A 22,091-nucleotide genomic window follows, 5' to 3' on the forward strand; every position below is an offset into this window, starting at 1 on the left:
TTATTTTAGGGGATTAATAGATTAAATATTTCACTTTATCAAAGCATAAACTCCAAATAGAAAACACTTCCTCAATAAAAGGGGCGGGGGTATGAATTTTAAGTATCTATATTTTTGAGTTGGGGATATACATAAAAAGCCCCAAACCCGTTTAATGGTCTGGAGCTTTATTGCTTACAAACTAACTACAGAATAATCTCATAAGGTATATCTTCCTTAACAGGTCGCTTTCTTCCTACTGTACCTGCTTGTATTGACTTCATAAAAGCGTGGATATTCTTGACATCTTTAAATCCATTCTCCTTATACTTCTTATAAATCATACATTCTCTGGATAATGGTTTGTTATTGCCTTCGTTGAAGTCTATCATGTGGTCGAACATGGCAATTAGTTTCTTTACTTGCTTATCTTTAGGCTGGTCTATTATTAAGCCTTTGACCTTTAGAATCAGACAGTCACCAATTTCATCCAATAAATCCAAATCCTTTAACTGCTCTATATACCGACTAATAGTGCTATGTCCCATGTGAATAAGCTCCTTCAATTTCCTTATGGATGATAATTTGATAACATAACTATGCGGCTCTGTTACACTGAATAGTTTTAATATGAATCCTCTTAGCTTCAAATCTAAAGTATTGTAAGTATCGTAGAACTCTCTGCCAATTCTTCTATAATTGCCTGGCTCTACTTGATTGAATCTGTATATAGTCCAATGCCTGTCCTTCCGTTTAGAATCTATATCACGTATAACAACCTCGCCTGTAGCCCTTAATTTGTCATTGAAGGATAATGTACTTTTACTCTTCTTGTAATTATCCAGTTCTTCCCCTACAAACCCTGCAAGCTGTTTTAATGTGGTATTGGTTTCCAAAGAATCTTTATCTGCTGTCAATAGCAAGGTATAAGTCCTGTACACATCTGAACAGTTTAGATTCTGAATCAGATTATTACTCATAACTGTGTACTCCTTGAATGGAAGTTTCGTGTCTTTCATAAGGCAAACGCTCAATATGGTTAATCAAAATAATCTGATTGGTCTTTAACAAGAATCTCATCTTAGTGGAACTTAGTCTGTTCACTTTCCTTAGTTCGCTTAGTTTCTCATATAAATTATTATTATAATGCCACATATATTATTGATTTATATATCCTACTTATCCCACCTACTGAAAGTTCGTCAGAACTTTACGGTATGGCTGTATGGAGTGTAGTATCTAGGAGTGTAGACAGGGGGTGAATAAGCACGCTCCAAAAGGGGATTAAGCACACCGCTAAAGGGGGGAATAAGCACACCTTTATAATCTGGTAATATCAATACTTCAGCACATAACTTTGCTGTATTAGTAAGCACATTAGTAGATAGTGATACTAATTAGATGATTAGTTGACAATGGTGTACTCTGTTTAATAGTTGAGAGTAGGTCTAGGACTTAAAACTGTTTCTGCTCCGGCTTATGATATGGCAGATAGATTGTGTAAGTCTTGCCTTGTATCATTTTTCTCTTCTTGACGTATCGGTCAGTAGCCCAAAGCCCAATGTGAAGCCTTGTGTCCTTGATGCCATGCTCCAGTGCCATTTTACGAATGTCAGCGTAGGTCAGTTCTTTCATTTGGAGTAGATTTAGGTTTGTAGTGGTGAATCTGGGTGATGAGGAACTCGGTCATTTCTGACTTTCAATCACGTTGCAAAGGTATAAAGTCCCGACCGCATCACCAAACGACAAGTCGAAATTGTGGAATATTTGAGTTGAGGATGCGATAAAGCAAAAATTCTCCCCATAGCTGTAGCTGTTCGGGGAGAATATGATGTTCAGGCTTACCAGAAGCCTTGATTTCCTAAAAAGCTCGTCAGCCCTTGTTTCTTTTATCCAATAAGGCTGTAGTGATTTCTTTTATATTGGTGAATCTTTCCTTATCCAACAAGCTTATTTCCAAAGCCTTATTGATAAACTGCATAATTGCATCCTTACTGATACCAATCTTAACGCACTTGATAATCATTTCTCTAAAACTGTCATACAAATCTGACTGCTTCCCAACAGATAACTGTTTCACATATTGTTTTGCCACATCAGAATCAGAAGTGGAAGATTGGGAGAATTTTTCTATCTCGCTTATAAGGGATGTGATTTCATTGTCATAGCTACACAGTTTCCCATTTTTCAAATGACCTACCTGTGATTGTAGTTTAACAGCCTTATTGATTTTAGACGCAAAAAATTGAGTGTCTAGCAAAGTATCGAAGGTTATATTATTAGTTACGCTTGCAGTTGAAATTGGTTTCTTAACCGTTTCTTCTTCATTCATAGTAGTATCTACCATGTTGTTTGCCTCTTCAATCTTGAATAATGTACTACCTTTGATTTTCTTTAAAGAATTAATGAGCCTTGTCCCTTTGTCATTTACAGTTTCGTGCAAATAAACATCGTCTATCATTGTGGTATCTGTATGCGCAGTTGCTATTATAACATCTTCTTTAGGTATACCCAAACGACACATCAAAGTGATAAAAGTATGTCTTGCTGTTTGAGTATGAATTAACTCAAATAGTTTCTTTCTCTTTTTAGTTATATTACTGCCTATTTGTTCAACATAGTTTATATCGCTATCCAGTCCCGCCTTCTCACATACCTGTTTAATTGTTCTATTCAGCTTAGCTTCATTCTTCTTGACTATCCTTTCATCTTCTGTAAGCAAATCTATATACTTAAAACCTGTTTCTTTGTACCTCTCTAATATTTCTTTCACTACAGGAAAGAGATACAATGTAGCCTCTTCTGTGGTCTTTTGAACTATAAATGAAATCACTTCATTACCGTCCTCTAGCTTTGTAATCGTATATTCTCCCTTAAATATTTTAGGCAAATCTGAAATACGCTGTCCTAACAAGCACTGACAAATAAACAAATCCCTAGCTTCTACTTCTCTAGGTCTTAAATCTGCATAATTATATATGGCTAATAATTGTTCTTCTGTTAATGGAACTTGTTTGCTTTTCTTCTGCTCCTTGCTCCGCTTGTCTTCCAGATATGTTATGCCATTGGTGTTTATGTTTGCTTTGATAGCTTTATCCTTATTGGCATGGTTGATTAACGTTACAATCCCCTTGACTTTGTTAAGGAGAGTTTTTATTTTCACAGGATTCCTTTCCAGTAGAAATTGTTGATAATCTTCCAGTACATCTGTATTTATGGCAGATAAACTGTTGCTTATACCTTTGGCTTCCAAATACTCTTTAAATGCCGTTACATATCCCAAATATATCTTTCGACTATTCTCTGAAAGAATATTCTTTTCTGCCATCTGACTTAAGATAAGTGTTGCAGATAATTGGTTGTTATCTTTCATAATTGTATAACGAGTTTTAAGATTAGGATTAATAGCTTGCCTCATTTCTTCAAAGAGGAAGTCTATCCTTTCTAAGTTCTCACAAAGATAATTCTTCTTCTCTTCAAAGATAGCAAGAAGCGACCTTATTTTTTTATTGACTATCTCATTATTGCGATTATCCAGCCTTGTTTGCCCGTTGCTGATAGTGGCTATCTGCTTCCGCTTATTCCATTGCGTTGGATAAACCTTGGCGCCAATATTGACCTTGTACTGTCTCCCTCTAAAGGTAAACAGAGCGTAAATAATGGTTGGCATATTCTTCTTTGTCTGCCGCAAATTGAAATTTAAACTGAAATCTAAAAATACCTGTTCACTCATCTTTGTTATTACCAAGTGTTATTAAAATCGGTTATTACATTTGGTTATTAATGAGATATTTTAGAAGGTATGTCCGTATTGTAACCCCTTACACAATATATTGAAACAAACTTTGGCTAGCTGATAAAAAGTTCCTATCTTTGCACAAAATTTAACTATTAAAAGATATGAGTTACAACTTGTTGAAAGGAAAAAGAGGTATTATCTTCGGTGCTTTGAACGATCAGTCTATTGCCTGGAAAGTGGCAGAGCGTGCCGTAGAAGAAGGTGCAACTATTACATTATCAAATACTCCGATGGCTATCCGTATGGGAGAAGTCGACGCTTTGGCCCAGAAATTAAATTGCCAGGTTGTTCCGGCAGATGCCACCAGCGTAGAAGATTTGGAAAATGTCTTCAAAACCTCCATGGATATACTGGGTGGACAAATTGATTTTGTACTCCACTCTATCGGTATGTCTCCCAACGTGCGCAAGAAACGTACTTACGATGACCTTGACTATGGAATGTTGGATAAGACATTGGATATTTCAGCTGTTTCATTCCACAAAATGATTCAGTCGGCTAAAAAAATGAATGCTATTGCTGATTATGGTTCTATTGTTGCTTTGAGCTACGTGGCCGCACAACGTACTTTCTACGGCTACAACGATATGGCAGATGCAAAGGCATTGCTGGAATCTATTGCACGTAGCTTCGGTTACATCTACGGACGCGAACATAGCGTGCGTGTGAACACTATCTCACAGTCTCCTACATTTACTACTGCCGGTTCGGGCGTGAAAGGTATGGATAAACTGTTTGACTTCTCCAACCGTATGTCTCCGCTCGGAAACGCTACGGCTGACGAATGTGCCGATTATTGCATCGTGATGTTCTCCGATCTTACCCGTAAGGTGACTATGCAAAACTTATTCCATGACGGTGGATTCTCCAGCGTAGGTATGAGTCTTCGTGCCATGGCTACTTATGAGAAAGGACTCGATGAGTATATGGACGAAAATGGTAACATCATTTACGGATAAAAGATTATGAAACTACGGATCTCTCTTCTTATTATTTTAATTAGTATGCTTTTCACCTCCTGTGGGATAAGCACGGGAAAGGGTACGGAGCAGAAGGAAGAGGAGATTTCTGTTCTAAGATATGATAAGCTGTTGAGCGAATACGTTCGCTCCAACAGCTTTTCTGCTATGCAGAAGTTGACGATGGACTACCGTATGCCGACGAAAATCCTGATTGAGGATGTATTGTCTATCGGTACGGTGAAAGATGATACCATTTCGCAACGTCTGCAGAAATTCTATTCGGATACGACTTTAGTCCGTTTGCTTAGCGATGTGGAAGCAAAGTACCCTAATCTGGATGAGGTGGAAAAAGGACTTAACAAAGGATTCCGAAAACTGAAGAAGGAAGTGCCTGATACGAAAGTGCCGTTTATCTATTCGCAAGTGTCTGCTTTCAACGAATCTATTATTTTGGTGGATTCTTTATTAGGGATCAGTCTTGATAAATATATGGGGGAAGATTATCCTCTTTATAAGCGTTTCTATTACGATTATCAATGTCGCTCGATGCGTCCGGAACGGATTGTGCCGGATTGTTTTGCTTTTTATCTTTTGAGCCGTTACGGAATGAACTATCATGAGGGTACTTGTTTGATTGACTTGATGATGCACTCCGGAAAAATCAACTACGTCGTGCAAAACTTATTGGGATATAGTGATATCGGCGAAGCGATGGGATATTCCAAGGAGGAAAACGACTGGTGTAAGGAGAATGAAAAGGAGATATGGAATTATATCTGTACCAACGATCATCTGCATGCACGCGACCCGATGGTGATCCGCTATTATATGAAGCCTGCCCCTGCTGTCGATATGTTGGGTGCTCAAGCTCCGGCATTAATCGGAACATGGATGGGAGCAAGAATCATCGCTTCTTATATGAAAAAGCATAAGGACATGAAACTGAAAGATCTCCTGGAATTTACTGATTATCATGTGATGTTAAGTGAATCCAACTATCTGGCTTCCTAAACTGTTGCATTTTTCAATTTTTAATTAGCTTCGCTCAAAACCTTATTTGATTTTTAATATTAAAGTATAGTCTTAATTCTCAATTTTAAAAGTGGAAACTGCCCTCTATTTGTTGCCCGTGACGTTAGGTGATACGTCTATTGAAAAGGTATTGCCTTCTTATAATAAGGAGATCATTTCTGGTATCCGGTATTTTATAGTCGAAGATGTTCGTTCTGCCCGGCGTTTCCTGAAAAAGGTGGACCGGGAGATTGATATTGATGCATTGACATTTTACCCGTTGAACAAGCATACTTCTCCTGATGATATTTCCGGTTATCTGCAACCTTTGGTGGGTGGAGCTTCAATGGGGGTTATCTCCGAAGCAGGTTGTCCGGCAGTAGCTGACCCGGGAGCGGATGTGGTTGCTATCGCACAACGTAAAAAGCTGAAAGTGGTTCCTTTGGTCGGACCTTCATCCATTATCCTTTCCGTGATGGCTTCCGGCTTTAACGGACAGAGTTTTGCGTTTCACGGTTATCTGCCGATTGAACCGGGAGAACGTGCCAAGAAACTAAAAGCATTGGAGCAGCGTGTGTATGCTGAAAATCAAACGCAACTTTTCATAGAGACGCCTTACCGGAATCATAAGATGGTGGAGGATATTTTGTTGAATTGCCGTCCTCAAACAAAGCTCTGTATCGCTGCCAATATTACTTGTGAAGGAGAATATATACAGACGCGTACAGTGAAGGACTGGAAAGGACATGTGCCCGATTTATCTAAGATTCCCTGTATTTTTCTCTTATATAAATAACGCCTTTCAGGTGTTCATATTCATCTTCGAAGCAACTGCTGAAGAAGCCTTTTCCTAAGTTCTCCTCTATCTGTTTGAAACTCCACAGCTTACTGTTTTTAAAGCGGGGGGTACAAAGGATGGAATCGTCTTTGATATCGACAATGAATAGATAGATAAGACGGTTGGTCACTTCATTCTCGAAGTGATAAACGATGTTGAATTCAGGTTTGATACCTTTTTCATGAGGAAAAGCATTGTTGATTAAACGAGTGGCGCCTGCTTCCAGAGATTCTCCGTAGCGAAGATAACATTCCATGGGAATATCTACTTTCCCTCTATCCAGAATGGCTGTTGATGGCCTGTCGCAAAGGAATAACATTCCGTGAGTGGATATGGCAATTCTTATCACCGGATTGATGTATGCGTTTTTGTAATTAACAGCTTCTATTGCAGGTGTTTTCCCGATCACGTCTCCTTTGGTATTCACAATAGGAACATATTCCGTGTGTGACATTAAATGATTGAAGAAACGGATGGCGATCTGATTGAACAGGATACTCATCAGAAAGACAGCAGGGGGTAACACTTTATAGAGTACAAACATGCTCGTCTTGCTCAACGGGTCTTGGAAAACGATGGTAATGCTGATTATAATAAAATGCAGTATTCCGAAAATCAAGGCAATGCGGGCAGATACAACGGCTGCTTCTGCTCCCTGCGCATATAAACGCTTGTTGCAAGAACCTATCTGTTTTAAGAAGTGGTTGATAAACCTTTTCTTATGCATGTAAAGGCTCAACATCGGAATGAGAATACTGACTTCCAGCGTAAGTGGAAGCGCACCGGGGGGAACATAATCACCAGGAATGAGAGCTGCTACGGATAATAGTGCTAACACTCCGGTCGCTATATAGAGGATAAAATTTGGAATTAACAATCCTTTACGTCGATAAGAAAGGTATATACCTATAATACCTATGCCTGTACCGATGTAAATAGCCGTGTCTTGCGTTATAAGTTCACACAATAAAATGGAAATAATAACGGGGATAAAACCCAGCGACATGTTAAATGCGGAAGAAAGTATTCCTTTATGAGCCATCTCTATATTTATGTTTATTTGTCGGTTCTATCTATAAAACAAATCGTGTATGTGTTTTGTTTGCTAACGAATATGTTTCTCTGCGTGGTAGGAGGAGCGGACAAGGGGAGCGCTTTCTACGATGTTGAATCCTTTCTCTAAACCTACAGTTTTATATTTTGCAAATTGCAGCGGAGTGATGTATGCCGCAACGGGATAATGCCGGTGACTCGGTTGCAGGTATTGGCCTATGGTAAGAATCTGACAACCGGTTGTTAATAGATCATCCATCAATGTTTCGACTTCCTCCGGGGTCTCACCCAGTCCGACCATAATACCGCTTTTAGATTTAACTCCCTTTTCGGAAATGTGTCTGATGACTTGCAAACTTGTATCATAATTTGCCGCGCTGCGTACTAACGGGCTAATGCGGCGTACGGTTTCCATATTGTGTGAAATAATGTCGGGACGGGCTTCGATTACCAAATCTACCAACTCCATCCTGCCTTGAAAATCAGGAATGAGCACTTCGATTGTTGTCTGTGGATTCAGTCTTTTGATTTCTCGGATGGTACGTGCCCAATGTTCGGCTCCCAAATCCGGCAGATCATCCCGGTTTACGGAAGTGATGACAGCATGATCCAGCTTCATCAGTGCGATAGATTCTGCTACATGGGTAGGTTCGTTTATGTCTAGCGGGTGCGGGCGGCCGGTTTGTGTGTTGCAGAATTTGCAACTGCGCGTACAGATGTCACCACCGATCATAAAGGTGGCAGTTCCTTTTCCCCAGCATTCTCCCATATTAGGGCAACGCCCACTGCTGCATATAGTATGCAAGCAGTGGGAGTCGACAATCCGTTTGGTTTCGGTGTATCGTTCGTTGGCACCGATATTAATTTTCAGCCATTCGGGCTTACGTACTCTGTCCGTCATTATAAGTTATTCAAGAAAAAGTTGGTCAACCGTGTGTATAGATGTTGGCGGGTATTGCCACCATATATTCCGTGATTGCGGTTCGTGTACACTTGCATATCAAATTGTTTTCCAAGTTGAACCAATTGTTCGGCATATTCTGCACAGTTTTGGAAGTGCACATTGTCGTCTGCCATGCCATGCACCAACAACAAGTTTCCATGTAGTTTGTCAGCGCGGGTGAAGGCTGATGATTCCTTATATCCTTCCGCATTCTCTTTCGGAGTACGCATGAAGCGTTCGGTGTAAATCGTATCATAGAAACGCCAGTCAGTGGGTGCAGCCACTGCTACTCCTGCTTTGAATACGGGAGTTCCTTCGCTCATACTCATGAGAGTCATGTATCCGCCGTAGCTCCAGCCCCAGATACCGATGCGATCTTTATCCACGTATGGCTGTTTGCCGAGATACAAGGCAGTCTCTACCTGATCTTTGGCTTCTTTGACTCCGATTTTCAGATAAGTGCATTTCTCAAAAGCTTCTCCACGACCTCCTGTGCCGCGACCGTCCACGCATACCACGATATAACCGAGGCTTGCCATGTATGTCTCCCAACTGATTCCCCAGGTATCCAATACTTGTTGAGAGCCCGGACCGCTATATTGATACATCAGTACCGGATATTTTTTAGATGCGGAAAAATTAACCGGTTTCATCATCCAGCCGTTCAACTTCACGCCATCTGTGGTTTGGAAAGTGAAGAACTCTTTTTGTGGCACAGCATATCCGGACAATGTTTGTTTCAATCCGTCATTGGTAATAAGCGTTTTGAGTGTTTTGCCCGAATTATCATTCAGTGTAACCAGCATCGGAGTATTCAAGTTGGAGAACTTGTTCATGTAATACTTCATTGATTTGCTGAAGAGCGGTGTATTGGTTCCTACCTGTTGGGATAGTTTGAGCTTCTTGCCTTTCTTGTCTATTTTATAGACAGCTTTGCGCAGAGGGCTTTCTTCATTGCTGGTGTAATAGAAAGAACCGTCTTCTTCATCATATCCCAGAAAATCTTTCACCTCAAACTTACCGTTAGTAACTTTTTTAATCAGATTACCCCCCATGCTATACCAATAGAGGTGACTGTAACCGTCACGTTCGCTAAGTAGACTGAAATATTCCGGATAGAACTGGATATTATCGAAAATATTCTCCTTGATATAATAAGGAGACTCATCACGAAGTATAAGTTTGCAAAGTGTGGAACGAGGATCGGCAAAGTAAAGGTCAAAACGGTCTTGATGGCGGTTCAATGTCATGATAGCCAGTTTATTGGCATCCTTTGTGAAACGGATACGCGGAATATATCCGTCTGCATCCAATGGGAGTTTCATTGTACGGGTAACATGTGATTTGATGTCATACGTGCGTACCTCTACTTTCGAATTCGGATATCCGGCTTTCGGATACTTGTATGTATATTCGCCCGGATAATCTTTTAAAGCATCAATGCGGGGTGCTTGTCCGGCAAATACCGGGAAAGAGTAGGAGGGAACTTCCGACTCGTCGAAACGGATAAAAGCAATCAGCGTATTGTCGGCGCTGAATTCCAAAGCACGGTCGAAGCCGAACTCTTCTTCATACACCCAGTCAGGAATACCGTTGATTACCGAATTCTGTTTGCCATCTTCTGTGACCTGGCTTTCGCTGTTGCCGTAAAGCAACTTAACAAGAAATATGTTATTGTTGCGTACAAATGCAATCATGGTACCGTCCGGAGAAAAGACGGGGACCTGTTGAGGTCCACCGTCAGACAGCCGTTCAATAATGTTGTTTGTCGTAACGCCCTTATCATTTCGTTTCAAAGGGTAAATGTAATGTACAGCTGTGTATGAATGCCTGTAAATAGGTGTTGTTTTAGTAGCAATCAGCAATTTCTGACCGTCGGGCGAGAATTGGTAACTGTCGAAGTTCTTGAAGTCACATTCGCGTGTGGTATTTACATCGAAAATCACTTCTACTTTCTCGCCTGTCTTGAAAGAGTATTTAATGATTTGCGTGCCGTCAGCGTTCATCTGTGTGTAGTGTTCGCCATCAGGCATAGGGATTACTCCCTGAATATTTTCCGGGCGGAAACGTCCGGAGGTAATATCTTTTAAATCGAGTGCCTTTTGTCCTTGTGCCATTCCGGTCAGACAGAGAAGGCAGAGTAATAAAGTGATGCTGATCTTTTTCATCTGCGTTTATAATCGGTTTTGGTTTTAATTCGTACTTGCAAAAGTAACAATAAACTTAGATTCAACAAAGCCTGACCGATTTTTATATAGATTTGATAAGGATTATTGGGTGAGATTCAATATCTTTGTGAAAAGGACTTTAAACATTACCACTATGAATTCAAAAAGAAAAGACTTGCAATATGCTTCTGTCTTCTTATTGGCCGTGGCATTGACGTTCCTGATGGGAAAGGGTGATAATCTGTGGTTGGTGTCATGGGGTGACTTGATACCGAGTTTGTTTGTACTGTTCATAGCAGGTGATTGTTTACATAGTTCCCTGCTTCGTATCAAACGTGGCGAAGAGGAGGGAGGAGCCCGGTGGAGTACTTGTTTCACTTTCCTAGTATTCAGCATTATTTTTATGGGCGACTTGTTCTTTATCGGCAACTTTATTGTCAATAAACTGTGGAGTTAAAAGAGATGTAAATGTTTTGTTCCATAGGTGTTTAATAGTGGACTCTTCTTCTTAACTATAATTATAAAGATTGACGGAGGTACGCTAGTATCTCCGTTTCTTGTTCCGGGTGGAACCATTTTATTTCTTCATCTCTTTTGAACCAGGTCATCTGTTTACGCGAATAAATGCGGGAGTTTTGCTTGATTTTGTCTATAGCAAAGGAGAGTTCCCATTCTCCGTCCAGATATTTGAACAGTTCTTTATAGCCTACTGTATTGAGTGAATTGAGGTGACGATAGGGAAGTACGGAACGTACTTCTTCCAATAATCCTTCCTCCATCATCTGGTCTACCCGACGGTTGATACGGTCATAAAGTTCTTCCCGATCACGAGTCAGGCCGACTTTCAGAATACGGAAAGGACGCTGTTTTTTTTGTTGGGTGCGAAAAGAAGTATAAGTGCGTCCGGTCATATAGCAAATCTCCAACGCATGAATCACCCGCTTGGGATTCTTTAGGTCTACAATCCGGTAATATTCCGGATCTAACAAGCGAAGTTCTGCGCAGAGTTGTTCAAGGCCTTCCTCTTCATACTTTTGTAACATGAGTTGACGGGTTTCCGCATCAACGGTAGGAATATCGTCAATTCCCTTACAGATAGCGTCTACATACATCATTGAGCCACCAGTGAGAATCACGACTTCGTGTTGCGTGAATAATTTCTCCAGAATTTCCAGTGCTTCTGTTTCGTATTGGGCAGCGCTGTAATAGTCTGTGAGGTGGAGCGTGCCGACCAGTTGATGGGGGACACGTTTAAGTTGATCGGGAGTCGGAGCTGCCGTACCTATTTTTAATTCGGCATAAAGCTGTCTCGAATCGGCAGATACAATGCTTGTCTGAAATGTTTCTGCCAAGCGCAGGCTCAACTCTGTTTTCCCCACACCTGTAGGACCTATAAGAACAATGAGAGTAGGCATAGATTTTTAAGTATTAAGTATAGAAGTATTAAGTATTAAAGCGTACGGGACTAAAAAAATATTAGGTATTAACTGCCTGACACTACATAGCAATTAATACCTAATACTTGATGCTTAATACTTAGAATTTTTCTTCTTCGTATGGGCTGCTAGTGTCACCACCTATGTCAAATCCTTCCTGATCGAAGTCTTCCATGTCGAAGTCCTGGTCTCCATAGAAGTTTTCATCCAGATCAAGAGAACCTCCGGTAGCGGTCATTTCTTCAAAGTCTACCGTTTGTTTGGGAGCATCTCCTGATTTCTTGGTACATTTGGCACCATTCATATCTTTTCCGGTGATAATTTCGGATAGTTCGATGAAGAAACAACGTTCTGTCATGTAATCGAATACATATAACAGTTTTTGTTTTTCATCTTCTACCAGTTCGCTGATAGTAGTTTCTTTCATTACCCAGCTATCCATTTCCGGATTGTCGTCCATTTCTTCCAGGGTTACTTCTTTTTCTTTTTCCCAGTCGTCATCGCAGATAAAGAAAGAAGTCATCTGGTCGTTTGCGTACCCTACTGATTTCAGTATTGCTTCATGGAAGTCATAAAAAGTTGCTTCCGGATCAATTTGTATTTCTCTGACAAAATCGTCAACTTCATCAGATATGATAGTAAATCTGTATATCATAATATGACTATTTTGAACTGTTTATTTAATAATACCACGTTCTGAATTACGGATAAAATTGACTATATAGTCAATCTCCGGGCTCTTTTCGAATTCATCTTCTATTTTTTTCAATGCTTCTGTCGTGTTCAAACCACTTTGGTAGATGATACGATATGCATTGTGAATACTTTCGATCACTTCATTGGAGAAGCCACGACGGCGCAAGCCGATGATATTGATTCCGCTGAAAGCGATCGGTTCGCGTCCTGCAATGATGTAAGGAGGAATATCTTTACTGAAACGGCATCCGCCCTGAATCATTACATGACTGCCTACATGACAGAATTGATGCATCAATACATTGGCGCTGACAATCGCGTTATCATCAATGACGATTTCGCCTGCCATCTTGGTAGAGTTACCGATGATACATCCGTTACCAACCAATGCGTCGTGTGCTACGTGTACACCTTCCATCAATAAATTGTTATTTCCCACAATCGTGCGCCCTTTAGCTGCCGTACCACGGTTGATTGTTACATTTTCACGAATCAGATTATTATCTCCGATTTCGGCTGTCGATTCTTCACCGCGAAACTTGAGGTCCTGCGGAATGGCTCCGATAACGGCACCCGGAAAAATCGTGTTTCCGTTACCAATACGTGAACCGTATAAAATATTGGCGTTAGCCATAATTTTATTGTTGTCGCCGATAACTACGTTCTTATCTATAAATACAAAAGGCGCAATTTCTACATTTTCTCCGATCTTAGCTTCGGGATGGATATACGCTAAAGGACTTATCATGCTTTTAAATATCAATTATTACTTATTTTTTACTATTTGTGCCATGAATTCTGCTTCGCAAACAACTTTCTCGCCGACAAACGCATATCCTTTCATGGTAGAAATGCCACGGCGGATAGGTGCCAGCAGTTCTACACGAAAGATGATTGTATCTCCCGGCACTACTTTCTGACGGAATTTCACTCCATCTATTTTCATGAAATAGGTAGAATAACGTTCAGGATCATCTACGGAATTCAAGACGAGCAAGCCTCCGACTTGTGCCATTGCTTCCACTTGAAGTACTCCCGGCATAACGGGCTCCTGTGGAAAATGTCCCTGGAAGAAAGGTTCGTTGGCTGTGATATTTTTAATACCTACAATGTAGTTGGCACCAATTTCAATCACTTTGTCCACCAGTTGGAAAGGATAGCGGTGCGGTAACAATTCGCGGATACGGTTTACATCCATTATTGGTTCACGGTTACAGTCGTAACTTGGTGCCTGTATTTCGTGCAGACGGATTTCTTTCCGCATCTGGCGGGCAAATTTATTGTTGATGGTGTGTCCCGGACGGGTAGCGATGATACGGCCTTTAATCGGTTTTCCAATTAGAGCGAGGTCACCAATGACATCAAGCAGTTTGTGACGGGCACATTCATTGGGCCAAACTAACGGTTTGTGATTGATATAGCCTAACTGATCGGCATCCATGTGAGGTACTCCCATCACATCTGCCAACTTATCGAAGCTTTCCTGTGACATCTTGCGTTCGTAGATTACGATCGCATTGTCCAGGTCGCCACCTTTAATCAATCCGGCGGAGAGCAACGGCTCTATTTCACGAACAAAGACGAAAGTACGGCTGGCAGCCACTTCGTCTTTGAAATTATGCATATCTTCAAGGGTAGCAAACTGATTCGGGATAATAGTCGAATCGTAAGAAACCAGTACATTCAGACTGAAATTCTCGTCAGGTAGTACAATGATAGAAGAACCAGTCGTTTCATCCCGGAACTCAATTTTAGACTTGATAATATAAAAGTCTTTGACGGCATTTTGTTCTACTGTTCCTACACGTTCTATTTCTTGTACGTAATATTGTGCACTACCATCTAAAATAGGAAATTCCGGTCCATTAACTTGGATCAGGCAGTTATCAATGCCCAATGCGTAAAGGGCTGCCATACCATGTTCAATGGTGCTTACTTTGACTCCATTTTTCGACAATACAGTACCACGGGTGGTTTCTGTTACATTGTCGGCTACTGCGTCGATAGTTGGTTGTCCTTCTACGTCAATGCGTTGGATTTTATATCCGTGATTGTCCGGAGCAGGATTAAATGTTACAGTGAGATCAAGTCCAGTGTGAAGACCTTTCCCGCTCAGTGAAAAGCTATCTTTCAGCGTTTTTTGTTTCAGCATTGGTTACTTATTTACTTATTTAATAGTTGTTTTAATTCTTCTATTTCTTTGCGCAAATTACGCAATTCTTTCTGCATATCCGGTAAGCTTCTTTGTGCGACGGATGCTTTGAAGTATTGCTTCAGTTCCATAGGAGGAGTTCCGATAAGCTGGCTACCGGATTTAATGTCTCCGGGTACACCTGACTGTGCACCTAAACCAACTTTGTCTCCTATTTTGGAATGTCCTGCAATACCTACCTGACCTCCGATCATACACCATTCACCAATTTTGGTAGAACCGGCAATTCCGGCTTGTGCAGCCATTACGGTATGTGAACCTATTTCATCATTATGTGCTATTTGTATCAGATTGTCTAATTTGACACCACTATGCACTACCGTAGCTCCCATTGTAGCACGGTCTACACAAGTATTAGCACCTATATCTACTTTATCTTCCAGAATAACAATTCCGATTTGCGGAATCTTATCGTATCCATTCGGAGTGGGAGCAAAACCAAATCCGTCAGCTCCAATCACTGCACCCGAGTGCAGGATACATTCGTTACCTATGCGGCAATCATGATAAACATTTACATTGGAGTAAAGCAGGCAACTGTTGCCTATCTTCACGCCGTCTCCAACGAAAGTGTGGGGGTAAATTTGAGTATTATCTCCAATCACGGTATTTTCACCGATATAGGCAAAAGCACCGATGTATACATTCTCACCAATTTTGGCGCTGGGTGCAACGAAAGCTAATGAATCTATCCCTTGTTTCTTGGGCTTGCTCATCTCATAAAGATTGAGCAATTTAGCCAGACTTTCGTATGCATTGTCTACTTTGATAAGAGTAGCTTTAATTTCGTGTTCGGGAGTGAAGTCCTTATTAACCAAGACAATGCTTGATTGTGTTTCGTAGATGTAAGGTGTATATTTGGGATTTGACAGGAAAGAAATTGCTCCGGGCATTCCCTCTTCAATTTTAGCGAATGTGTGTACCGTAGCGTTTTCGTCTCCAATGATTTCCCCTTGGATAAATGCTGCAATTTGCTTAGCCGAGAACTCCATGTCTTTTATTTAAAATTTAATTAGTTCACAAATAACGGATTTTTTTTTCAGATTTCCGTGTTATTGCATGAATATTTTATACTTATCTGTGTAATCTCTGATAGCAGAGATAGTATTTCTTTACCTTTTTGGACAATAATGAGATGTTCAGCATGTCCGATGCTTCGGCAATATTTTTGATAGTGCCGTCTTTGTAGATAATATCAATACTGTCATCTGCCGGGTTATACATATTCTTTTCGATGCTGGGGGTAGAGACAAAATAGTTCGCTTCGGAAAGGGGTATGCCTAGTTGCTGGCTGATGTGCAAAGTTAATTCTTTTTTTCTGTCCTCACTAATAGGTTCCGACGAAATTTCCACTTTAAAGATATTTCGGTTTATCATTCCCGTGCTTAAAGTGGAAAGTACCTTATCTGTGTGGGTGCTCCACACTTTCAAGGCTGTCCATATATCATTGTCGTCCAGCTGGATAAAATTCTCCAGACAGTCGGGGTTGTTATAGAATTCCGTTGGATTGATATCATTGTAAAGGAAAAAACGTAATGCAGGAGATGCAAACAGTTCCACTCCTTGTGAAGCCAGTTCTTTGGCACGCAATAGAGTACTAATCAGCATCTTTTCGTATGCCACGGACGTCTTATGCAGGTATACTTGCCAGTACATCAGGCGACGTGCCGTGAGGAAATTCTCGATAGAATAGATCCCTTTGGATTCGACAACCAGTCGGTCATCCGCTACATCAAGCATTTTGATGATTCGGGCGGAGCCGATGTTACCTTCTGTTACGCCTGTATAAAAGCTGTCGCGGCGAAGATAATCAAGCCGGTCCATATCCAACTGACCGCTTACGAGTTGATGCAGAAAGCGTTTCGGGTATTCGTCCTTGAAGATTTGAATGGCAAGACTCAGCTGGCCGTTCATCTCTTTATTCATCCGTTCCATCAACATAAGAGAAATCTCTTCGTGCGAGACTCCTTTTACAATCGTGTCTTCCAGTACATGCGAGAAAGGGCCGTGTCCTATATCATGCAACAGGATGGCAGCCTGCACGGCCTCCGCTTCACTATCAAAGATAAAATTGCCTTTGGAGGCCAGTTGGGTGATAGCTTCACTCATCAGGTGAAAAGCACCTAAGGAGTGTTGGAAGCGGGTGTGTTGTGCACCGGGGTACACAACAGATGATAATCCTACTTGCTTGATGCGGGTAAGACGCTGCAAAAGGGGATGCCGTACTATATCGTACAGTAACCCCTTTGGAATATTGATGAACCCGAATACGGGGTCGTTAATTATCTTTCTTTCGTAAGGCATTCGTTTTCTTTAGAGATCCTTTTTCCCTTTTCAGAGAATTGCTTTGAGTTGTTCAGCCATTTGTGCTTGCACTTCTTGTGCGGCGGTGCGGGCAGCTTCTGCAAATTTCTCTGTTTTATCTACGTAGATAATACCACGCGACGAGTTAACAATCAATCCGCATGTACTGTTCATACCATATTTGCAAACTTCTTCGAGTGAACCGCCTTGTGCTCCCACGCCTGGTACGAGAAGGAAATGGTTCGGGACAATCTTGCGGATGTCCTCAAAAGCACGTCCTTGAGTAGCACCTACCACATACATCATGCGGTCATCGCCAGCCCATTCCTGTGATTTGCGTAATACTTTCTCGAACAGACGTTCACCGTTTACGTCTTCTGTCAATTGGAAGTCATGAGATCCTTTGTTGGAAGTCAATGCCAACAGGATCACCCATTTGCCTTCGTAGGTAAGGAACGGAGTAACGCTGTCTTCACCCATGTAGGGGGCTACTGTTACAGAGTCGATATCCAATTCTTCAAAGAATGTGCGGGCATACATTGCAGAAGTATTTCCGATGTCACCACGCTTTGCGTCAGCAATGATGAATTGATCCGGATAGTTATCTTTGATATATTTTACTGTCTTTTCAAATGCGATCCATCCTTTTACACCCATGCTTTCATAGAAAGCCAGATTGGGTTTGTAGGCGATACACAAATCAGCTGTCGCGTCAATGATTGCTTTGTTGAATGCAAAGATCGGATCTTCTTCTTTCAACAGATGTTCCGGGATTTTCTTGATGTCAGTATCAAGTCCTACACAAAGGAATGATTTTTTGCGCTTTATGTTTTCAAATAATTGTTGCTTATCCATCTTGTTATTTACTATTTTGCAATTTACTATTTACTATTTTAAGAACCCGTTCTCAACTCTCAATTCTCAACTCTCCACTTCTCTAAAGTTCGCTTTCTTTCAGGCGTTCCGCATTTTCCGCTACGATCAGATGGTCGATACAATCCTGAATGTCTCCGTCCATGAAGGCTGCCAGGTTATAGATTGTATAGTTGATGCGGTGGTCGGTGATACGTCCTTGAGGATAGTTGTAAGTTCGTATTTTGGCTGAACGGTCTCCGGTAGATACCATTGTCTTACGTTTGGAGGCAATGTCATCGATATATTTCTGATGTTCTTTGTCGTAGATAAAAGTACGGAGACGGGCCAAGGCGCGTTCTTTGTTTTTCGGCTGGTCGCGTGTCTCGGTACATTCGATAAGGATTTCTTCGGCAATACCGGTGTTCGGGTTCTTCCAGATATAGCGCAAACGTACTCCGGATTCTACCTTGTTTACATTCTGTCCGCCGGCACCACCGCTTCGGAAAGTGTCCCATTTGATTTCTCCTTCGTTGATGACTACATCGAACTCTTCTGCTTCAGGAAGCACGGCCACGGATGCGGCTGAAGTGTGAACACGTCCTTGCGTTTCCGTAGCAGGAACACGCTGTACGCGGTGTACTCCCGATTCGTATTTTAAAATTCCGTATACATTATCGCCTGTCACACTACAAACAATTTCTTTGAATCCGCCGGCTGTTCCTTCGTTCGCATTGGAGACTTCCATTTTCCAACCTTTGGTTTCACAGAATTTGGCATACATACGGAAGAGGTCACCGGCAAAGATAGCAGCTTCGTCGCCTCCTGCACCTCCGCGGATTTCGAGAATAGCGTTCTTGCTGTCTTGCGGGTCGGCAGGAACAAGCATCAGTTTGATTTCTTCTTCCAACACCGGGAGTCGCTCTTGACTATTGTCCATTTCTTCTTTCGCCATTTCGCGCATTTCAGCGTCCGATTCATTGGCAAGGATATTTTTAGCTTCTTCAATATTACCCAGTAATTGGATATATTCTTTCCTTGCTTTCATCAAGTCGTCTAATTCCTTATATTCTTTAGTCAACTTGACATAACGTTTCTGGTCGGCAATCACTGCCGGGTCTGTGATAAGGGTAGATATTTCTTCAAAACGGGCTACGAGTCCGTCTAATTTTTCTAGTATGGTACTATTGTCTGCCATTCTTTAATATCTAAATTCTCCGAATTCGCTCTTAATGATTAATTCTGTTTGCTCGCATGCTTCAACACGTCCTACAATCTGTGCCGGAATACCGAATGACTCGGAAATAGCTATTACTTCTTCTGCATGTTCCGGTGACAGGTAGACTTCGAGGCGATGTCCCATATTGAATACCTTGTACATTTCTGCCCAGTCCGTACCGCTTTGTTCTTGGATCGTTTTGAATAAAGGAGGAACAGGGAAAAGATTATCTTTTACTACACGAACGTTTTCTACAAAATGCAGAACTTTAGTTTGTGCACCACCGGAGCAGTGTACCATTCCGTGGATTTCCGGGCGCAATGCATCAAGTAATTTTTTGACTACCGGTGCGTATGTACGGGTAGGAGAGAGTACTAACTTACCTGCATCAATTGGAGAATCTTCCACGCTGTCTGTTAGTTTTAACTTACCGGAATAAACTAACTCTTCAGGAACTGCAGCATCATAGCTTTCCGGATATTTTTCAGCAAGATATTTGCCGAATACGTCGTGACGGGCACTCGTCAAACCGTTGCTACCCATACCGCCATTATATTCTTTTTCGTAAGTAGCTTGTCCGTAAGAAGCCAACCCAACGATTACGTCACCCGGGCGAATATTGGCATTGTCGATAACGTCTGAACGTTTCATACGGCAAGTTACGGTAGAGTCAACGATGATGGTACGTACCAAATCGCCGACATCTGCAGTTTCACCACCGGTTGCATATACGCCTACACCCATTTCACGGAGTTCGGCCAGCAATTCGTCTGTTCCGTTGATGATGGCGGAGATTACTTCTCCGGGAATCAACAGTTTGTTACGTCCAATGGTAGATGAAACAAGGATATTGTCTACGGCACCTACACAAAGCAGGTCGTCGATATTCATAATCAATGCATCCTGTGCAATACCTTTCCAAACGGATAAGTCACCCGTTTCTTTCCAGTACATATAAGCAAGAGATGATTTGGTTCCGGCACCATCGGCATGCATAATGTTGCAATATTCCGGGTCACCTCCCAATATATCGGGAATAATTTTACAGAATGCTTTCGGGAAGATTCCTTTGTCGATGTTCTTGATGGCGTTGTGCACATCTTCTTTTGATGCGCTTACTCCACGCATCATGTATCGTTGATTACTCATGAGTTATAGAATTATTTTGTATACGGCTGCAAAAGTACAGCTTTTTTTTGGTACAGCCAACTAGGTACTAGTAAATGTTAATCATTAACTTTTATACTTTGGGATATTCTATTGAAAAGGAGAAGAATAATAGAAAATTAAGAGTTAAAATCATAGTAATGAGAACTATGAATTTAACTCTTAATATAGAAGTGTTTTATCTAATCTTTTTTTAGAATTCTACCTTCGGAGCCTTTTCACTTCCTTCCTCTGCTTCAAAATATGCTTTCTTATCGAAGCCGAACATTCCTGCAAAGATATTCTTCGGGAAACGGCGGATATTGGTGTTATAAGCTTATGCAGCATCATTGAAGTTTTTGCGTGCTACATTGATACGGTTTTCGGTTCCTTCTAGTTGAGCTTGAAGTTCCAGGAAGTTCTGGTTAGCTTTCAGGTCCGGATAATTCTCGGTGATGGCTAATAACTTGCCCAATGCTGATGTTACAGCACCTTGTGCCTTTTGGTATTGCGCCAGCTTTTCCGGTGTCAGGTCGGCAGCATCTACTTTGATTTGAGTAGCCTGGCTACGTGCGGCAACAACTCCTTCCAAGGTTTCCTTTTCATGTGTCGCATATCCTTTCACTGTGTTTACCAAGTTAGGAATCAAGTCGGCACGACGTTGATATTGAGTTTCTACATTTGCCCATTGACCACTTACATTCTCGTCCATAGTAACCAGACCGTTATATACACTTACTGCCCATATAACAAGGATAGCCACAACGGCTAAGATGATAATAATTGACTTCTTCATGTTTCTAATTATTCTATAGTTTTTGTTAATTTATCAGGGTTTTGACGAACGTCCCAAACTGTCACAATGATTACATCCTTATTAGCATCAACGTAATAAATAAGTTTATAATTAGTGTCTACTACTAATGCTCTGTAACAGAGTGTAACTCTTTCTGAAGTATTTAGAATGTTTCCCGCATTTGGGAAAGTTCTAAGCATCTCTGCTTCTTTGATAAGTTTATTATGTAATTTAGCAGCTATACGTTCGTTTTTTGTATATTGTAATGTTTGTAAATAAACTAATTCTAGCGTTTGCAAAGCCGATTGAGTCCAAACAATATTTGTCATTTCATATAATATTTGAGAACATCCTCATGTGAAACAATTCTTCCTGCCTTGACATCCTCCATACCTCTGTTGATTGCGATCTCTAATTCTTCTTGAGTATGTGGTAATAACCATGATTTTTGTTCCAATTCGTTGGAGAATCGAAGCATTTCTTTGAGCTGATTTTCTTCCATTAACATAACTCGTTCCATAATTTTCTGTCTCATGGTGATGGTGTCCATACCGTAAGAACCAGTTGGCTCATGGACAACTTTTTCTTGTTCTTTTTTTTCTTGATATTCTTTATTCTCTTTCATTTTCTTCTGTCTTAGTCATTAGGTAAAGTTACTAATTTATTTCGAAACTAGG

General features: G+C 41.0%; 21 protein-coding genes and 1 pseudogene. 4 read left to right on the plus strand and 18 right to left on the minus strand.

Annotated elements, in window-relative coordinates; genetic code table 11:
* Nucleotides 1–185 precede the first annotated feature (185 nt).
* The 3 genes from DW862_RS22305 to DW862_RS22320 all read right to left on the minus strand — a co-directional run bounded on the left by DW862_RS22305 (nt 186) and on the right by DW862_RS22320 (nt 3,712).
* Nucleotides 186–998 carry a hypothetical protein gene (locus tag DW862_RS22305; RefSeq protein WP_120070494.1) on the minus strand — a complete coding sequence of 271 codons (813 nt, stop codon included), beginning with the start codon at nt 996–998 and terminating at the stop codon, nt 186–188.
* 436 nt (nt 999–1,434) lie between these two features.
* Nucleotides 1,435–1,614, minus strand: coding sequence for a hypothetical protein (locus tag DW862_RS22315; RefSeq protein WP_087306252.1), 180 nt, complete (start codon nt 1,612–1,614; stop codon nt 1,435–1,437).
* A gap of 238 nt (nt 1,615–1,852) precedes the next feature.
* Nucleotides 1,853–3,712 (minus strand): phage integrase SAM-like domain-containing protein, encoded by a 1,860-nt coding sequence (locus tag DW862_RS22320; protein WP_087306254.1) that lies wholly within the window; start codon nt 3,710–3,712, stop codon nt 1,853–1,855.
* A 167-nt stretch (nt 3,713–3,879) separates the two neighbouring features.
* Here DW862_RS22320 and DW862_RS22325 point away from each other — a divergent pair, with 167 nt between their 5' ends.
* The 3 genes from DW862_RS22325 (at nt 3,880) to DW862_RS22335 (ending at nt 6,547) form a co-directional block, all read left to right on the plus strand.
* Complete coding sequence (locus DW862_RS22325) at nt 3,880–4,737, plus strand: enoyl-ACP reductase (RefSeq protein ID WP_120070497.1); 858 nt, start codon at nt 3,880–3,882, stop codon at nt 4,735–4,737.
* Between the two features lie 6 nt (nt 4,738–4,743).
* Entirely contained in the window at nt 4,744–5,751 is a 1,008-nt protein-coding gene (locus tag DW862_RS22330; protein ID WP_120070500.1) for a gliding motility lipoprotein GldB, read from the plus strand.
* A 91-nt stretch (nt 5,752–5,842) separates the two neighbouring features.
* Nucleotides 5,843–6,547, plus strand: coding sequence for an SAM-dependent methyltransferase (locus tag DW862_RS22335; RefSeq protein ID WP_008645497.1), 705 nt, complete (start codon nt 5,843–5,845; stop codon nt 6,545–6,547).
* On the opposite strand, the gene DW862_RS22340 is transcribed toward DW862_RS22335, so the two are convergent.
* The 3 genes from DW862_RS22340 to DW862_RS22350 all read right to left on the minus strand — a co-directional run bounded on the left by DW862_RS22340 (nt 6,513) and on the right by DW862_RS22350 (nt 10,753).
* Nucleotides 6,513–7,631 (minus strand): hypothetical protein, encoded by a 1,119-nt coding sequence (locus DW862_RS22340; RefSeq protein WP_118408766.1) that lies wholly within the window; start codon nt 7,629–7,631, stop codon nt 6,513–6,515. The two genes, DW862_RS22335 and DW862_RS22340, sit on opposite strands and share 35 nt — an antisense overlap.
* A 63-nt stretch (nt 7,632–7,694) precedes the next feature.
* A complete protein-coding gene (lipA, locus tag DW862_RS22345; RefSeq protein ID WP_120070503.1) occupies nt 7,695–8,543 on the minus strand; it encodes a lipoyl synthase in 849 nt (282 codons plus the stop codon).
* Nucleotides 8,543–10,753: a S9 family peptidase gene (locus DW862_RS22350; protein ID WP_008645487.1), complete on the minus strand. Its 2,211-nt coding sequence runs from the start codon at nt 10,751–10,753 to the stop codon at nt 8,543–8,545. The genes lipA and DW862_RS22350 overlap by 1 nt, the downstream gene beginning before the upstream one ends.
* Nucleotides 10,754–10,907: 154 nt before the next feature.
* Here DW862_RS22350 and DW862_RS22355 point away from each other — a divergent pair, with 154 nt between their 5' ends.
* Nucleotides 10,908–11,210: a hypothetical protein gene (locus DW862_RS22355; RefSeq protein ID WP_004301693.1), complete on the plus strand. Its 303-nt coding sequence runs from the start codon at nt 10,908–10,910 to the stop codon at nt 11,208–11,210.
* Between the two features lie 61 nt (nt 11,211–11,271).
* Here the strand turns inward: DW862_RS22355 and miaA are convergent, their stop codons facing one another.
* The 12 genes and pseudogenes from miaA to DW862_RS22415 form a co-directional block, all read right to left on the minus strand.
* Nucleotides 11,272–12,168 carry a tRNA (adenosine(37)-N6)-dimethylallyltransferase MiaA gene (miaA, locus tag DW862_RS22360; protein WP_004308534.1) on the minus strand — a complete coding sequence of 299 codons (897 nt, stop codon included), beginning with the start codon at nt 12,166–12,168 and terminating at the stop codon, nt 11,272–11,274.
* 121 nt (nt 12,169–12,289) lie between these two features.
* Nucleotides 12,290–12,844 carry a hypothetical protein gene (locus DW862_RS22365; protein WP_004301697.1) on the minus strand — a complete coding sequence of 185 codons (555 nt, stop codon included), beginning with the start codon at nt 12,842–12,844 and terminating at the stop codon, nt 12,290–12,292.
* A 21-nt stretch (nt 12,845–12,865) separates the two neighbouring features.
* Nucleotides 12,866–13,633: an acyl-ACP--UDP-N-acetylglucosamine O-acyltransferase gene (gene lpxA, locus DW862_RS22370; RefSeq protein ID WP_004320906.1), complete on the minus strand. Its 768-nt coding sequence runs from the start codon at nt 13,631–13,633 to the stop codon at nt 12,866–12,868.
* A gap of 18 nt (nt 13,634–13,651) precedes the next feature.
* Nucleotides 13,652–15,037, minus strand: coding sequence for a bifunctional UDP-3-O-[3-hydroxymyristoyl] N-acetylglucosamine deacetylase/3-hydroxyacyl-ACP dehydratase (locus DW862_RS22375; RefSeq protein ID WP_004301699.1), 1,386 nt, complete (start codon nt 15,035–15,037; stop codon nt 13,652–13,654).
* Between the two features lie 11 nt (nt 15,038–15,048).
* Entirely contained in the window at nt 15,049–16,089 is a 1,041-nt protein-coding gene (gene lpxD / locus DW862_RS22380; RefSeq protein ID WP_074706692.1) for a UDP-3-O-(3-hydroxymyristoyl)glucosamine N-acyltransferase, read from the minus strand.
* An 82-nt stretch (nt 16,090–16,171) separates the two neighbouring features.
* A complete protein-coding gene (locus DW862_RS22385) occupies nt 16,172–17,401 on the minus strand; it encodes an HD domain-containing protein (protein ID WP_120070507.1) in 1,230 nt (409 codons plus the stop codon).
* Between the two features lie 30 nt (nt 17,402–17,431).
* On the minus strand, nt 17,432–18,256 hold the full coding sequence (gene pyrF / locus DW862_RS22390) for an orotidine-5'-phosphate decarboxylase (protein ID WP_004301706.1): 825 nt from the start codon (nt 18,254–18,256) through the stop codon (nt 17,432–17,434).
* A gap of 82 nt (nt 18,257–18,338) precedes the next feature.
* A complete protein-coding gene (gene prfA / locus DW862_RS22395; RefSeq protein ID WP_004301709.1) occupies nt 18,339–19,451 on the minus strand; it encodes a peptide chain release factor 1 in 1,113 nt (370 codons plus the stop codon).
* A 3-nt stretch (nt 19,452–19,454) separates the two neighbouring features.
* Nucleotides 19,455–20,621, minus strand: a complete 1,167-nt coding sequence (locus DW862_RS22400) for an AIR synthase-related protein (RefSeq protein WP_004320904.1) — start codon at nt 20,619–20,621, stop codon at nt 19,455–19,457.
* 211 nt (nt 20,622–20,832) lie between these two features.
* A pseudogene (locus tag DW862_RS22405) lies at nt 20,833–21,414 on the minus strand (LemA family protein).
* A gap of 8 nt (nt 21,415–21,422) precedes the next feature.
* Complete coding sequence (locus DW862_RS22410) at nt 21,423–21,743, minus strand: type II toxin-antitoxin system RelE/ParE family toxin (protein WP_008645477.1); 321 nt, start codon at nt 21,741–21,743, stop codon at nt 21,423–21,425.
* Nucleotides 21,740–22,039, minus strand: a complete 300-nt coding sequence (locus DW862_RS22415) for a hypothetical protein (RefSeq protein WP_004315684.1) — start codon at nt 22,037–22,039, stop codon at nt 21,740–21,742. The genes DW862_RS22410 and DW862_RS22415 overlap by 4 nt, the downstream gene beginning before the upstream one ends.
* Nucleotides 22,040–22,091: the final 52 nt, after the last annotated feature.

Source organism: Bacteroides sp. AM37-9 (assembly GCF_003603455.1).
GTDB classification, from domain to species: Bacteria; Bacteroidota; Bacteroidia; order Bacteroidales; family Bacteroidaceae; genus Bacteroides; species Bacteroides xylanisolvens.